The following is a 14,733-nucleotide window of genomic DNA, read 5'->3' on the forward strand; positions in this document are numbered from 1 at the left end:
ATTATTTGAATTAAGTGCATAAAAGTAATTGTTTTTATATACTATGTGTAATTAAAACTTTGTGAATTTTTTCGTAATATCTTACTTTGTAAGATTATAGTGATAAAAATTTCATAATAATAAGGGGATTAGAAGACAATATTATGAAGAATCAGATGCATATTGTTTCACTTATTTATAGTACAGGTTTACATCCTGCTTCATGGAGACTAGAGCATTCTAAGATTGATGAAATAGGCCAAATTACATACCAACAAGAAATTGCTAAAATTGCAGAACGTGGTTGTTTAGATGCTATATTTTTAGCGGATGGACAATATATTTCCCAAGAAAATACAGGACATTTATCTTATTTTTTAGAACCTATCACTACATTGACGGCTATTTCACAAATCACTAAGCATATTGGATTAATAGCTACGTTATCTTCTACATTTTATGATCCCTACAATGCAGCACGCTTAATAGGTAGTTTAGATCATATTAGTCATGGGAGGGCCGGTATTAATATTGTTACCTCACAATTTGACAATGAAGCACGTAATCATTCAATGACTCAACTTCCTCCTTTAAATGAAAGATATAAAAAAGCAGAAGAATTTGTACATGTATTGAAACAATTGTGGCAATCGTTTGATAGTCATGCATTAATTAATGATAGAAAGTCTGGCAGAGGCATAGAGTGGTCTATAGTAAATGAAATTAATCATGAAGGAGACTATTTTAAGATAAAAGGCCCTATAAATTTACCATCTAGCCCTCAAATATATCCGGTTTTGTGTCAAGCTGGTACTTCGATTCCAGGTCGTGATTTTGCTTCGAAAGCAGTAGATATGATCTTTTCAGTAGCTTGGAACAAGGCAGACGCTAAGAGATTTTTGAAAGATATTGAGAAACGAACAGAACAGCTTAATAAGTCTGAGGGTAGACCATTGATTTTACCAGGTTTGACTGTTTATGTTGCAGATACGATGGAAGAAGCTGAAGAAAAAAGAGCGGCACTAGATAGTTTCATAGATGTGAATGATAAAATTAAGCAGATTGAACAAAGTATAGGGCAAAGTGTTGAAGGATGGGATTTTGATGCTGTAGTCCCCCCTTTACCATCTTTTGATAAATTACCGACAAAAGTTGTGTCGAAAGCGCGCTATGAAGCAATAAGAAATACTATAGAAACAGAATCGCTTACATTAAGAGAACTAGCACAGCGTGTAAGTACATGGATGGGACATAAGACAATTGTTGGAGACCCAATAACAGTTGCAGATATGATGCAAGAATGGTTTGAAGAGGAATGTTGTGATGGTTTTACGCTTATGCCGCCTACTTATCCAGATATGTTTGAAGCTTTTATTGATAAAGTAATTCCTATATTGCAAGAGCGTGGCTTATTTAGAAAAGCGTACACGGGAACAACTTTGAGAGAAAATTTACAATGCGTAGTGGAATAGCGCGTTAATGCAAAATATAGTAGCAAAAAGAGTTACAAAATTTCATGAAAACAAAGAAAACGTCAAATTCTATATCTCAAGAGAATTTGACGTTTATTTTCTTCATAGAAAAACTTACTATATTCTTGATTTTTTTGTTATAAATTGTAAAAAGCTGTAAAAGTTTGATCTAAGTCGATTTCAGCATTTTGTAAAACTGCGATTCAGACAATATTGTTGTTCCTTTCTTTTTATACAATTTAGAACATATTAATACGGTTGACGAGCACGTTGTTTACCATGCATAAAGTAATAAAGTATTATCGAAACAATTACTAAAATTGACATAGTTAAGTATAGATTTCGGTATCCCATCAATGGAATGACAACTCCTAGCACAAATGGTCCAATGCCGGCGCCGAAATCTGCAAACATATAAAACGTAGATGTCGCTAAGCCGATTTTATCTGTAGGTGATTGTTGAATAGCGATGGCTTGGGCAGTTGGTATTATCGTGCCATAGCCGATCCCAATAAATATTGCAGCAATGAGTAATAAAATACTTGTGTGGGTTAGACTTAATAGTATTAGACCGAAGGTAAAGCTGATTAACACAGGGTACATGACCTTATTTTCACCGTAATTATCGTAAATCTTGCCTGTAAATGGGCGAGTTACAAAGGTGCTCACTGCATAAACAACAAAAAAGAAACTTGATGCCGTGGCAAGGTTGATTTGTTCTGTGTAAACCGTTAAGAATGATAAAACGCTTGAATAAGCAATACCTACGAAAATAATAACAAATGAAATTGGTAGGGCTTCTTTTTGAATATATGCAGCCACGCCTGTAATTTTCTCAGTATTAGAAGTTTGGACAGATACTTTTGGTAACCCTTTGATTAATAATGCCACAATTAAAGCGACGACAATAACGATAAGACTAACTATAAAGATAGATTGGAAACCAAATTGTTGATTTAATATTATGCCACAAAAAGGTCCAATCGCGGATGCAGTTGTTACACTAAGTGCGTAATAACCAATACCTTCGCCTTTGCGCTTTTGTGGAATAATTCTTGATGAAATCGTACCGGTTGCAGTTGAAGATAATCCAAAGGCAATTCCATGTAATAGTCGTACAATCATTAATATTAACAGGCTATGAATTGCGAAATACAAGCCAACAGTTATGATAGAAAAGATAATCCCAAAGAGCAGCACTTTTTTTGGTTTCAAATTGTCAATCACACGTCCAGAAGCCAAACGTCCGAATAGCATGCCGATAATAAATATGCCTGCCGCTAATCCTCCCATACTTTCTGAAGCGTGATATTTATCAATAGTAAATATGGTGACTGTAACGATTAATGTATAATGAATCAAATACATTAAAAAATTTACAATTGTAATGGAGATAAAATCTTTTGACCAGAGTTTATCATACATACGAAGACCGTCCTTTAATTAATTTTTCATGCACTATATATTATAATGATTAATATATGCTAATGTAAAATTAGAATTTATGATATTTGTATAAGTATTGCTTATATAAAAGGGGTGGGATAATGAACTTTGAACAATTAACTTATATTCAAAAAATATATGAAACGGAATCAATCGTTAAAGCAGCAGATATTATGCATATCAGTCAATCTGCGATGAGTCAGTCAATCGCAAACCTAGAATCAGAAGTAGGATATAAAATATTTAATCGATCACGTAAAGGAACTTTGCCAACTGAAGTTGGGAAGAAACTGATTCCGTTAATGATTAATATTATTGAAGCACGTAGTGAATTATTATCTGAGGTAGACGCGATGCATTCAAATATCGAGGGTTCATTAACAATTGCTACGATACCTACACTATTCAATAAAATTATTCCTAAAGCATTATCTGCATTTAAGAGAGATTATCCACATATTGAAGTGGAAGTAATCGAAAGTGATAGAGATGACATTTTAAAAATGGTTGAAGCTCAGGTAGTTGATATAGGATTGATTGGTAAAGCTGAAAATGAACAGTTTGGACAGCACATTATAGCGCATTCATTGAATATTGCTACAGATTTTAGGTTGATTGTGCCTAAAAAATCAAAATTATCATTGCAAAACACGGTAGATATGAAAGCGATTAGTGAATATCCTTTTGTTTTGTACGATCGCAATTTCTACCATCACAATTTCAAGCAATTTGAAGATGACAATGGCCCCTTGAAAATTGTGTTCCGTACTAATAATCCAAGTGTGTTAATTAAAACTGTGTCAGAGGGTTTAGGGATAAGTATTGTATCAAGTTTGATGTTGGAAGATGATCCGTTTATATTGAATGGCTTGATAGAAATGTTGCCTATTGGCTCACCGTTTGATTATTATATTTATTTTACGGCACTTACACAATCAGATAGAACTAATGAACAAACAATAAAGAGATTTATAGAATATTTAAGAAAATGAATAATCGCAAAATAAAGCAGAACCTATAGGGTGACATTGAAGTCCTTATAGGTTCTGCTTTTTAATTATTTTATTGAGAAAATGATAAAAGTAGGATAAATCAGAGATTTGTTGATTACAAACTGTACTATCGAAGCATATATAATCACCTTTTTTAGTGAATTGTCCATCACTAGTGGTGCGTGTTTTCCTCATGAATAAGGTAACACGAGACTCCTTATTACAAATTGAACAAAAGCCTTTAACTGTTTGGTTTGAAATATCCCCATAAAACCCATCTAATTTTCCAAAATCATTATAATAGATTATATATTTTCTATTGGAAGCCACATCGTTCCAACCAATAAATGTACTTTCTAATAGCACTTCATTACTGATAAGTGGTGTTTTCAATTTCTTTACTTTTCTAAAAACCTTATCTACTTGTTTTTTAGAAGGGTGTTCGAAAGGCAAAACATAACCTTGAAGTGTACTTAAGATTTTTTCAGCTTGCATTTTTGATAATTGGTAATTCATTAATTTTTCAACTTCTAATTGAATATGTGAATCTACTTTTTGAAACGTATTGAGAATTTGTTCACGTGTAGCCTCTTGGATAGAAGTGATAGTATTAAGGTCATTGACTGAATTGTACACATTGATTAAATGCGCGACATGTTCTTTTATATAATTAAACTGATAAGGGTATAGTTGTTTTTTCATAATTTGATATTCCTCTCACATTTTAATAACTGTATGCATAAGATAGATGCTCTGTGAAAAGAAAAAGTTTTACAAAGCATCGACTATTTTACTCGAAAACTTTGTATTAACAATGTGGCATTTGTATGCAACATATTATCATCTCCATAAATACTTATTAAATAACTTATACCAACATATAATACCTGTGTCAAACGTTGAATTTTATCACAATTTACTAGATAAATTTTATATTAAATAGAGATATAGCAACTAGAAATAGTGAAGAATGTAATGGCTAAATAGTAGACATTAGCGATTTACACTGCTAAAATTCAAAGCGAATGTTCACTCAAAGTATACAAAAAAGCGTTTTTATAGTATAATATTGTTGAAAATAGGGGTATTGTCCACTGGGAAAATACATTACAATTTCTGTAATATACAAGGGAGATATAAATATGAAAAAAATTATTATTACTGGTGCATTAGGACAAATAGGAACTGAATTAGTTGTGAAGTGTAGAACATTATATGGCAATGACAATGTTTTAGCTACTGATATTAAAGAGCCAGAAGCTGATGCTGCAATTGCAAATGGTCCATTTGAAATATTGGATGTGACTGATAAATCACGTATGAATGCACTTGTTGAATCGTTTAAGCCGGACACGATTATGCACATGGCTGCTTTATTATCCGCTACTGCTGAAAAAAACCCGTTATTTGCATGGGATTTGAATATGGGGGGATTAATGAATGCTTTAGAGATTGCACGTGAGCATGATTTATTATTCTTTACACCAAGTTCTATAGGTGCGTTCGGTCCATCAACACCTAAGGTAAATACACCACAAGTAACGATTCAGCGTCCAACTTCAATGTATGGCGTGAATAAAGTTGCAGGTGAATTGTTATGTCAGTATTACTTTGAAAAGTTCGGTGTTGATACACGCAGTGTAAGATTTCCAGGCTTAATTTCACATATTAAAGAGCCAGGTGGCGGCACAACAGACTATGCGGTTGATATTTATTTTAAAGCTGTAAGAGAAGGACGTTATTCAAGCTTTATTGAAAAAGGCACATTCATGGATATGATGTATATGGAAGATGCAATCGATGCCATTATCCAACTTATGGAAGCAGACGGTGTTAAATTAATTAACCGTAATGCATATAATTTAAGTGCGATGAGTATTGAACCAGAAATGGTTAAAACAGCAATTCAAGAATATTACCCAGACTTTAAATTAGACTATAATGTAGATCCAGTGAGACAATCAATTGCTAATAGTTGGCCAGATAGTATTGATGTAAGTTGTGCAAGAGCAGAATGGGGCTTTGATCCACAATACGATTTAAACAAAATGACTAAAGTGATGTTAGATGCTATCGAAGGTAAAGAAACAGCTGAAGTAAGATAAAACAATACCAGCTGTTATTCAATAGAATTTAAAAATTCAAGCAGCTATGATGATAATTAAAAATGGAGCGTTTGCTGTTATAAATTATAACTAAATACTATTTATTTTCGTCTGTTAAGCGTATAGAAAGTCTAATACGGCGTGGATATGTTGCCAAAATTTTGAATTTGATAACATGTCTACGCTATTATTATTAATAAAAATATTAAGATCAATGAAAATGAAACAGTTATAAAACAGCATTTTACCAGTTATGAAAATTAGGCACTTATGCAGAAACTTTAGCTTAGGTGCACCTATTATATAAATCTTTTCAAACTTTCAATCGTCATATTAAGGGGGAGGTGAGTACAACGAAAACAGTGTATTAAAATTGTTTTCTGTTCCTCTCCCTTATTATTTCTTTATTTTAAATTTTTTGAAAATTATTGAACAGCACTCGTTGGATTGATATAATTTAATGTAATACTCAAAGAAATACCATTAGGAGGAAAAATCATGTCAGAAAAAATTGAATTTGTACAACGAGAAACACTTAAAGAAAAACCGGATCCAAGTGATTTAGGTTTCGGGAAATATTTTACAGATTATATGTTAAGTTTCGACTACGATATTGATCAAGGATGGCATGATTTAAAGATTGTGCCTTATGGACCAATTGAACTTTCTCCGGCAGCACAAGCCTTACATTACGGCCAAGCAGTATTTGAAGGTTTGAAAGCTTACAAGCATGACGGTGAGGTAGATTTATTCCGTCCCTCTGAGAACTTTAAACGTATTAATAATTCATTATCACGATTAGATATGCCGAAAGTTGATGAAGAGGCAGTGTTAGAAGGGTTGAAGCAATTAGTAGATATAGAACGTGATTGGGTGCCAGAAGGTGAAGGTCAATCGTTATACATACGTCCATATGTTTTTGCCACAGAAGGTATTTTAGGCGTACGCCCTTCTTATTCATATAAATTATTAATTATTTTGTCACCATCAGGTTCATATTATGGTGGGGAGTCGTTAAGTCCAACTAAAATTTATGTAGAAGATGAATATGTGCGTGCTGTTCGTGGCGGTGTAGGCCATGCAAAAGTTGCTGGAAACTACGCTGCTAGTTTATTAGCACAAACGAATGCATCAGCACAAGGCTATGACCAAGTATTGTGGTTAGATGGCGTTGAACAAAAATATGTAGAAGAAGTCGGTAGTATGAATATCTTCTTCGTAGAAAATGGTAAACTTGTAACACCAGAATTAAATGGTAGTATTTTACCAGGTATTACACGTAAAACTGTAATTGAATTAGCGCAAAATTTAGGCTATGAAGTGGAGGAACGTCGAGTATCTATCGATGAACTTATTGAAGCGCATAATAAAGGTGAATTGACAGAAGTATTTGGTACGGGTACTGCAGCAGTTATCTCACCAGTAGGTCAATTAAAATATGGTGAAACTGAAATTGTTATTAATAATAATGAAACTGGTGAAGTTACTCAAAATTTATATGATAATTATACTGGTATCCAAAGTGGTAAACTTGAAGATCCACAAGGTTGGAGAGTCGTTGTACCAAGATACTAAACCACACAAAAATATAATGATTATTGAACAATAATCTAAATTATGAGAGTAAATTGTAATAACTAATATAATATTTGAGGCTGAGACATACCAATGTATGTCCCAGCCTCGCTTTATGTATGATTTGATAAAATGTATTCCAATAGAATTATTATTTTGAAGATGACTGAGATTGATTTTCCTCTTTTATACCATCTTTAGCACCTTTTTTTATATCATCTATATGATAAAATCCACTAACGACAATCATAGAAACTACAATGACACCAATACCTTTAAACCAACTAGATGGAGACATTTGTTTTTCTCTTTTAGCAAAATATAACCCGATTAATACGGCAACAATAATAAAAGTAATTGCGTAACCCATAAAACAAACCTCCTTTTTGAAATGTTTGAAAATAAACAAAACTAAATTTTTAAGAAAATACCTTCATATCAAAATAGTAACACAACTTTTTAAAACATTAAATATTTAAAAAATAGTGTTTAATGCAATCATTATTAAAGTGAAACTTGTTTTTGAAAGGAACATCGACGTGAATAAAATATTGAACATTACCAGTTTTATTATGCTTATCTTGTTACTACTATATATATTGATAAATTATAATGCTTTGCCTAAAACGGTGCCAATTCACTATGATTTATACAATCATCCAGATGGATGGGGTGATAGAAATTCATTGTTTGCCATTCCTTTGGTAGGTTTGATGATATGGTTTTTAATGTATTCATTGTATAAATATTATCCAAAACTTATAAAACTAGATATTAACTTAAGAGGCGAACAACCGACAAAGAAGGCGATTAAAACGCATATAACTTTTGTTGTTATTTTGAACTTTGAAATTACTTTGTTTATTTTTTTAATGGGAGTAATGGATATCTATAATATCAAAGATGGATCGATACATTTAGGCATCTTTCAGTTTATCGCTTTCGCTATAGTTATTGGAGTAACCTTAATATGGTTAGTAGTGAGCGACTATAAGAACAAAAGGAAATAATATAACGACGGCAGTTTCATTATTTGTATACAAAGTTAGTTTTATATTAAAATAAAATAGGTTTTAAAAACAAAGATAGTGTAAAACTATAGGAGCTGTTCTAGCGATGAAATGGATTTTATTTGATAAAGATGGCACGATTATATATTTTGATCGTAGTTGGATGAAGATTGGTTTACAACTTGTAGATGATTTTATGGAAGTTTACCAAGATGAAATTGGAGATAAAGAAGCGGCTTACGCGCATTTAGGTGTTGTCGATGGAGAAATTCAACCAGGCACAATCATGGCTTCAGGTGCCTTAGATGAAATGGTTAAAGCGTTCTGTGATATTGCAGGCCAAGATGTTACTAAATGGGCACAAAGTAGAAGTCAAATACTTGTAGATAACCGTGTTCCAGAAAATGTCTTGGTAGAAGGTATTGAAGAGACACTTGAAACCTTAAAACGCCAAGGTTATAAGATGGGTATTGTAACAAGTGATTCTAAAAAAGGTGTGGAGCAGTTTCTAGAAATTACGAAATTCGATCATTTCTTTGATGTGGTTATTTCAACAGAAGCAAACGCAGTTGAAAAACCAAATCCAGAAGTACTTAATCCGTTATTTGATTATTATGATGTAGCGCCTCAAGATGTAGTTATGGTAGGTGACACTGCAAATGATATGCAAACAGGTGTTAATGCGGAATTAGGCTTGAAAATTGCTGTTTTAACGGGCGTGGGTTTGGAACAAGAATTTACAAATGCGGATTACATAGTAGAAACTGCAAATGATATTGTGGAAATAATAAATCAATAGGCTTAACCACTAAATTATGTCATAATATACGTAACGTATATTATGATTTTTTTATATTTAATATAAGTGTCGAGGTGATTAGATGATTGATGGTAAATATGCCGATTATCAAGGTGAAACTTATAAAGTAGTGGAAATTATTAGTAATGAAGTTGTATTGGTCACTGAAGACGAGCGAGCTTTAGCGCATGGTTTTAAAGCAAATACGACAAACCACACTGCACACGCGTTGTATTTTAAACACGTTGCACGAGATGATATAGATGAACTGTATGCACTGTATCAAGAAGCGAGATACGGTGGTGCTGTTTTTGATCTCTATCAAGATACTGAGGGGCAATTATATATTGGTACCGAAGATGAAGATAAGGCTAGCACCTTTGGTTTAGTACAAACAGATGAATATTACTATAGTAAATACGTGACTGAAGATGAAATTGAAAAAATTATATATCGAAGTCATATTGAATAAATTACGATACCTGAATAAAAAGTCACTCCGACTAAAAGTTTAGTGGAGTGACTTTTTATGTAAAGTTAGAGGCTAACGTTGATCAACTTTACGGTATGTGTCAATGACATGACGTATTTTATCGATAACTGGGTTTAATGATTCGGGATCCTCGTGTAAGTCATATTCATTAATGTTTACTCGAACAACAGGGCACGCATTAAATTCGGAAATCCAATCTTCATAGCGTTGGAATAATTTTTGCCAATATGCTACATCTGTTTCAATTTCCATTTGACGACCACGTTGCTTAATTCGTTGAATTACATCGTCATAATCACATTCTAAATAAATTAAGACGTCTGGTTTAGGGAAGTAAGGTGTCATTACCATAGCGTTGAAGAGTTCAGAATAAGTTTGAAAGTCTTCAGAACTCATTGTTCCTTGTTCTTCATGCATTTTGGCAAAAATATCAACATCTTCATAAATAGAACGGTCTTGAATAAAACCGCCACCGTATTCAAACATTCGTTTTTGTTCTTTAAAGCGTTCTGCTAAGAAATAAATTTGTAAATGGAAGCTCCAACGTTCAAAATCATTATAAAATTTATCGAGGTAGGGATTATTATCGACATTTTCAAATGACGTTTTAAAGTTAAAGCGTTCTGCTAAAGCTTTTGTTAATGTTGATTTGCCAACGCCTACTGTACCAGCGATAGTAATTACAGCATCTTGTGGAATACCATATTTATTCATGCTCATGTCCTCCAATAAGTGGTTTCACTAATTCTAAAATATAATTATAATCTTCATCATACTTAACAAAGTCAAGTTGAGTAGTATCGATTCGTATAACGCGAGCGCCTTCTGATTTAAGAGACTCGTAATAAGCATTATAGTCACGCTTTAGATTTAATAAATAATCATCTGCAATTTGATGTTCAAAGCTACGATTACGATGTGCAATACGTGTTTTTAGCATTGCTAAATCAGCATCTAAAAAGATGATAACATTCGGCATTTCTAAATCTTCGGTTAAAATATCGTATATTCTTGAGAATTTATTATATTCTGATGTGGTTAAGGTATTATTCGCAAATATCTTATTTTTATATATGTGATAATCGCTAACAATCCCATTATTAATTAAAGCAAGATCTTGAAATTGTTTATATCGATTACATAAGAAAAACATTTCTGTTTGGAAACTCCATTTTGAAATGTCATCATAGAAATCTGATAAAAAAGGATTTTCTGTAATAATTTCTTTTTCTTCATAATATTTATAAGTTTGACTGAGTTTATGTGCTAAAGAAGATTTTCCGACTCCAATCGGACCTTCAATTGCGATAAAATGTTTTTTCATATTTTCCGCTCCAATGTTAAAATAGACATTAAATATTGTACCATATGTGAGGTGTGTGAGACACATGACAAATCACCAATTTTATATGAAAATGGCGATTGAAGAAGCTAAAAAAGCTGGCGATATAGGTGAAGTACCTATTGGTGCTGTGATTGTTAAAAATGATGAAATTATTGCAAGAGCACACAATTTAAGAGAATCAAAAAAAGACCCAACCGCACATGCAGAATATCTTGCTATTCAAAAAGCATCAAAGCTCTTAAATAGTTGGCGACTGGAAGAATGCCAACTATATGTGACATTAGAACCTTGTGTTATGTGCGCTGGTGCCATTGTAATGAGCCGTATTCCACAGGTGATATATGGTGCAAAGGATCCCAAAGGCGGATGTGCGGGTAGTCTAATGGACCTCTTACAAGAACCTAGGTTTAACCACCGGGCACAAGTAGAAAGAGGTGTAATGGAAGAAGCATGTAGTCAACTATTGACTGAATTTTTTAAGAACATAAGAAAAAAGAAAAAAATCATACAAACAGCCGATAATACAAATAACTAAACTTTTGGTAGAATAAGAATATGTTACAAAATTATGGCAAATGAGAATGAGATGTAATTAAATTTGTGTAATCGATCTAAGAAGGGAACGAGGTAAACGAATGATAAACTTAATTGCTACAGATATGGATGGGACGTTACTTAATGCCGCACATGAAATATCCGAGGAGAATATTAAAGCCATTAAATATGCGCAGTCACAAGGGATTACTGTTGTAATAGCAACAGGTCGTGCTTTTTATGAAGCAAACACGCCTGTAAATCAAACAAATTTAAAAATGCCGTATATTTGTTTGAATGGTGCTGAAGTGAGAGATGAATCATTTAACATCATGAGTACTTCTAATTTGAACCGTGAATTAATCAATAGAATTACGCATGAACTTAAGAATGAAGATATCTACTACCAAGTGTACACAAACTTAGGTATATATACAGAAAATCCACAGCGTGACTTAGAAATTTATATAGATATTGCTGAACGTGCAGGACAAAATGCGGATGTAGAAAAGATTAAAGCTGGCATCCAAAAACGTATTGATAACGGTACTTTAAAAGTGGTAGATAATTATGACAAGATTGAAGATACACCTGGTGAAATTGTAATGAAAATTTTAGCGTTTGATAGCGATTTGTCTAAAATTGACCGTGTCAGTGAAAAATTAGCACAATCAGAAAGTCTTGCAATATCTTCATCATCTAGAGGTAATATTGAAATTACGCATTCAGATGCACAAAAAGGTATAGCTTTAGAAACAATTGCTGAACGACTAAACATTGATATGAAAAATGTTATGGCAATCGGCGATAATATGAACGATATTTCAATGCTTGAACGTGTAGGATATTCTGTTGCTATGGAAAATGCTGCGCCAGAAGTGAAAGTAGTAGCAACTTACGCAACAGATTCTAATGAAGCAAGCGGTGTTGGTAAAGCAATAATGAAACTACTCCAAGAAAACAATGAAAAATAGTATGAGGTGAAGTAATAAATGAAAGGTTTAATTATAGTAGGTAGCGCGAAATTAGGTTCGCATACTACTGCATTATCAAAATATTTAAAAGGTCATTTTGAAGAACATGATTTTGAAGTCGATATCTTCGATTTGGCAGAACGTCCAATCCATCAACTTGATGTATCTGGTGCTTCACAACCAAGTGAAGATTATAAAAACAATTTAAACATATTAAAGGAAAAAGCGAGAGCAGCAGACTTCTTTGTGTTAGGTAGTCCGAATTATCACGGTTCATATTCTGGTATTTTAAAAAATGCATTAGATCATTTAACAATGGATGATTTTAAAATGAAACCAGTTGGCTTGATTGGTAATAGTGGGGGTATAGTAAGTTCTGAACCACTATCACATTTAAGATTAATTGTTAGAACGTTGTTAGGTATAGCGGTACCAACACAAATCGCTACTCATGATACAGATTACAAAAAACTTGAAGATGGTACATTATACTTAGATAATGAAGAGTTCCAATTACGTGCACGTCTATTTGTAGATCAAATAATCTCATTCGTTAAAAACAGTCCTTACGAACATTTAAAATAGGGTGAGAGTACCATTTCATTTATGAACTAAAATGATGCTGTTAATCAGTGTAAAATGGTTATAAAAGGAAGCAAAAATCCTACATAATACTCTACATCACAATAATGGGCTGGAACATTTATATGTTCCAGCCCATTATTTATATTATAAACTTGGTTGATTAGCTTTTTCTACTTAATATCGTATCGACTATTAAATGATATTGCTTAATAATAGATTTTATTTTAGAGAAATCAATATCATGTAAGAAAATGCGTCTTTCATCATAAACGTCTCTTGATTTTTTAAACAATCCTAAGTCACTTAAGTGGTTAATTTGTACTGATATTGGTGTATTTTCAATATTTAAGTGTTTTTTAAGTTCTACAGCATCAATTTTTTCTTTATTGAGGTAATTTAGCTTTTCTAAAATTACAATTTCTAAAAACGACATGTCTAAATTCTTCTTTAGTGCTCTTTTAATTGTATTTCTATTTTCTTCATAATAAATTGTATCCATATTTACCCTCTCAATTCTTTTTAAACTTTGTATAAAGATTTGTCTTATTGGTTCACTTTATAGTGCGCATCCATATTGACTATGCCTTTAATACGTTTTATTTATTAAAAGATTGATAGGGAGCATAGCCTTTAATTTTTTCAAATTGTTGCAAATAATTTTGAAAAGTACGGAAATGATATATTTTCCAGACGTCTTCTAATGTATCTCCGTTCAATAATGAACAATTAGAAAAATGAATTTTTGCAGCAACAATATATTGTGACAATGTACTACCTACGATCATTGTAAAAGTTCGAGATAAAAAGCTAGCATTTACAAAAAATATTTCGGCAATTTGCTGACAATTTAATTTATCTTGTATATGATTGTGAATGTAAATTGTCACGTTTTTAATTAGCGCATATTTATAATTATTTGCTTCATATCCAAGTTGATTGTTACACATGCTTAATGTATGTATAGTTGTTAAAAGTGTTAAAAATGCTTGATTAGGTATATGACTTTGTTCCGTCAAAGTTGAAAAAAGATTTGTAAATTGTGATTTTAGTATACGGTGCGCTTCAAGATGTGTAACAATGGTTTTGGACATTGTTTGTTCGATATCATTTATGTAATGGTAGTTGTTTATTGATAAGCAAAGTAAGTCAGCATCAATAGATATAAGCTCGGTATATTCATAATCATGGACGTAAAAAATATCACCAGCAATATATTGTTCAAAGATATCGTTTTTTAGTAAAGTGACATCGCCCTTTGAGACCCAATAAATATTTAAAAAGTGTGGCGTACTTAAATTATAATCAGTGCTTTTTATAAGTTTATGAAGTTTAATTTTATAGTCCATCTTTTCATTACCCCACACTTATCGTATAAAAATTGATTTAAAGTTACTATCATAATCATTTTAATATGGAAATCGTAT

Annotated in this window: 17 protein-coding genes; 10 read left to right on the forward strand and 7 right to left on the reverse strand. The window is 32.2% G+C overall.

All coding sequences use genetic code 11. The features are described from left to right. Positions 1 to 143 precede the first annotated feature (143 nt). Complete coding sequence (locus J5E45_RS09930) at positions 144 to 1,451, forward strand: NtaA/DmoA family FMN-dependent monooxygenase (RefSeq protein WP_208182152.1); 1,308 nt, start codon at positions 144 to 146, stop codon at positions 1,449 to 1,451. 249 nt (positions 1,452 to 1,700) lie between these two features. On the opposite strand, the gene J5E45_RS09935 is transcribed toward J5E45_RS09930, so the two are convergent. Then, the gene (locus J5E45_RS09935) at positions 1,701 to 2,876 is read right to left on the reverse strand and encodes an MFS transporter (protein ID WP_069792792.1); all 1,176 of its coding nucleotides are present in this window, start codon (positions 2,874 to 2,876) and stop codon (positions 1,701 to 1,703) included. A gap of 122 nt (positions 2,877 to 2,998) precedes the next feature. Between J5E45_RS09935 and J5E45_RS09940 the strand changes: the two genes are divergently transcribed. Then, on the forward strand, positions 2,999 to 3,889 hold the full coding sequence (locus J5E45_RS09940; RefSeq protein ID WP_107548816.1) for a LysR family transcriptional regulator: 891 nt from the start codon (positions 2,999 to 3,001) through the stop codon (positions 3,887 to 3,889). Positions 3,890 to 3,934: 45 nt separating this feature from the next. Here J5E45_RS09940 and J5E45_RS09945 read toward each other — a convergent pair whose 3' ends face one another. Then, positions 3,935 to 4,591, reverse strand: a complete 657-nt coding sequence (locus J5E45_RS09945) for a FusB/FusC family EF-G-binding protein (RefSeq protein WP_208182154.1) — start codon at positions 4,589 to 4,591, stop codon at positions 3,935 to 3,937. Between the two features lie 440 nt (positions 4,592 to 5,031). On the opposite strand from J5E45_RS09945, the gene J5E45_RS09950 reads away from it, so the two are divergent. Further along, positions 5,032 to 5,994, forward strand: coding sequence for an NAD-dependent epimerase/dehydratase family protein (locus tag J5E45_RS09950; RefSeq protein ID WP_069792789.1), 963 nt, complete (start codon positions 5,032 to 5,034; stop codon positions 5,992 to 5,994). A gap of 498 nt (positions 5,995 to 6,492) precedes the next feature. Next, positions 6,493 to 7,569 (forward strand): branched-chain amino acid aminotransferase, encoded by a 1,077-nt coding sequence (locus J5E45_RS09955; protein ID WP_039068931.1) that lies wholly within the window; start codon positions 6,493 to 6,495, stop codon positions 7,567 to 7,569. Positions 7,570 to 7,720: 151 nt separating this feature from the next. On the opposite strand, the gene J5E45_RS09960 is transcribed toward J5E45_RS09955, so the two are convergent. Continuing rightward, entirely contained in the window at positions 7,721 to 7,939 is a 219-nt protein-coding gene (locus J5E45_RS09960; RefSeq protein WP_208182286.1) for a hypothetical protein, read from the reverse strand. 169 nt (positions 7,940 to 8,108) lie between these two features. Between J5E45_RS09960 and J5E45_RS09965 the strand changes: the two genes are divergently transcribed. The 3 genes from J5E45_RS09965 (at position 8,109) to J5E45_RS09975 (ending at position 9,850) form a co-directional block, all read left to right on the forward strand. Continuing rightward, positions 8,109 to 8,579: a DUF1648 domain-containing protein gene (locus J5E45_RS09965; protein ID WP_039068929.1), complete on the forward strand. Its 471-nt coding sequence runs from the start codon at positions 8,109 to 8,111 to the stop codon at positions 8,577 to 8,579. A 106-nt stretch (positions 8,580 to 8,685) separates the two neighbouring features. Beyond that, on the forward strand, positions 8,686 to 9,378 hold the full coding sequence (locus J5E45_RS09970; RefSeq protein WP_039068928.1) for an HAD family hydrolase: 693 nt from the start codon (positions 8,686 to 8,688) through the stop codon (positions 9,376 to 9,378). Positions 9,379 to 9,460: 82 nt separating this feature from the next. Next, a complete protein-coding gene (locus J5E45_RS09975) occupies positions 9,461 to 9,850 on the forward strand; it encodes a hypothetical protein (protein ID WP_069792786.1) in 390 nt (129 codons plus the stop codon). A gap of 72 nt (positions 9,851 to 9,922) precedes the next feature. On the opposite strand, the gene J5E45_RS09980 is transcribed toward J5E45_RS09975, so the two are convergent. Both J5E45_RS09980 and J5E45_RS09985 read right to left on the reverse strand, forming a co-directional pair. Then, positions 9,923 to 10,585, reverse strand: a complete 663-nt coding sequence (locus tag J5E45_RS09980) for a deoxynucleoside kinase (RefSeq protein ID WP_039068926.1) — start codon at positions 10,583 to 10,585, stop codon at positions 9,923 to 9,925. Continuing rightward, a complete protein-coding gene (locus J5E45_RS09985) occupies positions 10,578 to 11,195 on the reverse strand; it encodes a deoxynucleoside kinase (protein ID WP_039068924.1) in 618 nt (205 codons plus the stop codon). Before J5E45_RS09985 ends, J5E45_RS09980 begins: the two co-directional genes overlap by 8 nt. A gap of 64 nt (positions 11,196 to 11,259) precedes the next feature. Here J5E45_RS09985 and tadA point away from each other — a divergent pair, with 64 nt between their 5' ends. From tadA to J5E45_RS10000, 3 genes are all read left to right on the forward strand, one after another. Beyond that, positions 11,260 to 11,751: a tRNA adenosine(34) deaminase TadA gene (gene tadA, locus J5E45_RS09990; RefSeq protein WP_039068923.1), complete on the forward strand. Its 492-nt coding sequence runs from the start codon at positions 11,260 to 11,262 to the stop codon at positions 11,749 to 11,751. Between the two features lie 100 nt (positions 11,752 to 11,851). Next, positions 11,852 to 12,724: a Cof-type HAD-IIB family hydrolase gene (locus tag J5E45_RS09995; RefSeq protein WP_039068922.1), complete on the forward strand. Its 873-nt coding sequence runs from the start codon at positions 11,852 to 11,854 to the stop codon at positions 12,722 to 12,724. Positions 12,725 to 12,742: 18 nt separating this feature from the next. After that, positions 12,743 to 13,309 carry an NADPH-dependent FMN reductase gene (locus J5E45_RS10000; protein ID WP_039068920.1) on the forward strand — a complete coding sequence of 189 codons (567 nt, stop codon included), beginning with the start codon at positions 12,743 to 12,745 and terminating at the stop codon, positions 13,307 to 13,309. Positions 13,310 to 13,469: 160 nt separating this feature from the next. Here the strand turns inward: J5E45_RS10000 and J5E45_RS10005 are convergent, their stop codons facing one another. Both J5E45_RS10005 and J5E45_RS10010 read right to left on the reverse strand, forming a co-directional pair. Further along, positions 13,470 to 13,808, reverse strand: a complete 339-nt coding sequence (locus J5E45_RS10005) for a transcriptional regulator, SarA/Rot family (RefSeq protein WP_039068919.1) — start codon at positions 13,806 to 13,808, stop codon at positions 13,470 to 13,472. Positions 13,809 to 13,905: 97 nt separating this feature from the next. Next, positions 13,906 to 14,655, reverse strand: a complete 750-nt coding sequence (locus J5E45_RS10010; protein ID WP_069792784.1) for a hypothetical protein — start codon at positions 14,653 to 14,655, stop codon at positions 13,906 to 13,908. Between the last annotated feature and the right edge of the window lie 78 nt (positions 14,656 to 14,733).

It is taken from the genome of Staphylococcus shinii (genome assembly GCF_017583065.1).
GTDB classification, from domain to species: Bacteria; Bacillota; Bacilli; order Staphylococcales; family Staphylococcaceae; genus Staphylococcus; species Staphylococcus shinii.

What these genes read in the sequence shown, in the direction of transcription:
- J5E45_RS09985 (WP_039068924.1), bottom strand. Translation starts at nt 11,195, where the DNA reads ATGAAAAAACATTTTATCGCAATTGAAGGTCCGATTGGAGTCGGAAAA.
- J5E45_RS10005 (WP_039068919.1), bottom strand. Translation starts at nt 13,808, where the DNA reads ATGGATACAATTTATTATGAAGAAAATAGAAATACAATTAAAAGAGCA.
- J5E45_RS09935 (WP_069792792.1), bottom strand. Translation starts at nt 2,876, where the DNA reads ATGTATGATAAACTCTGGTCAAAAGATTTTATCTCCATTACAATTGTA.
- J5E45_RS10000 (WP_039068920.1), top strand. Translation starts at nt 12,743, where the DNA reads ATGAAAGGTTTAATTATAGTAGGTAGCGCGAAATTAGGTTCGCATACT.
- J5E45_RS09945 (WP_208182154.1), bottom strand. Translation starts at nt 4,591, where the DNA reads ATGAAAAAACAACTATACCCTTATCAGTTTAATTATATAAAAGAACAT.
- J5E45_RS09940 (WP_107548816.1), top strand. Translation starts at nt 2,999, where the DNA reads ATGAACTTTGAACAATTAACTTATATTCAAAAAATATATGAAACGGAA.
- J5E45_RS09970 (WP_039068928.1), top strand. Translation starts at nt 8,686, where the DNA reads ATGAAATGGATTTTATTTGATAAAGATGGCACGATTATATATTTTGAT.
- J5E45_RS09980 (WP_039068926.1), bottom strand. Translation starts at nt 10,585, where the DNA reads ATGAATAAATATGGTATTCCACAAGATGCTGTAATTACTATCGCTGGT.
- J5E45_RS09950 (WP_069792789.1), top strand. Translation starts at nt 5,032, where the DNA reads ATGAAAAAAATTATTATTACTGGTGCATTAGGACAAATAGGAACTGAA.
- J5E45_RS09995 (WP_039068922.1), top strand. Translation starts at nt 11,852, where the DNA reads ATGATAAACTTAATTGCTACAGATATGGATGGGACGTTACTTAATGCC.
- J5E45_RS09955 (WP_039068931.1), top strand. Translation starts at nt 6,493, where the DNA reads ATGTCAGAAAAAATTGAATTTGTACAACGAGAAACACTTAAAGAAAAA.
- J5E45_RS10010 (WP_069792784.1), bottom strand. Translation starts at nt 14,655, where the DNA reads ATGGACTATAAAATTAAACTTCATAAACTTATAAAAAGCACTGATTAT.
- tadA (WP_039068923.1), top strand. Translation starts at nt 11,260, where the DNA reads ATGACAAATCACCAATTTTATATGAAAATGGCGATTGAAGAAGCTAAA.
- J5E45_RS09960 (WP_208182286.1), bottom strand. Translation starts at nt 7,939, where the DNA reads ATGGGTTACGCAATTACTTTTATTATTGTTGCCGTATTAATCGGGTTA.
- J5E45_RS09975 (WP_069792786.1), top strand. Translation starts at nt 9,461, where the DNA reads ATGATTGATGGTAAATATGCCGATTATCAAGGTGAAACTTATAAAGTA.
- J5E45_RS09930 (WP_208182152.1), top strand. Translation starts at nt 144, where the DNA reads ATGAAGAATCAGATGCATATTGTTTCACTTATTTATAGTACAGGTTTA.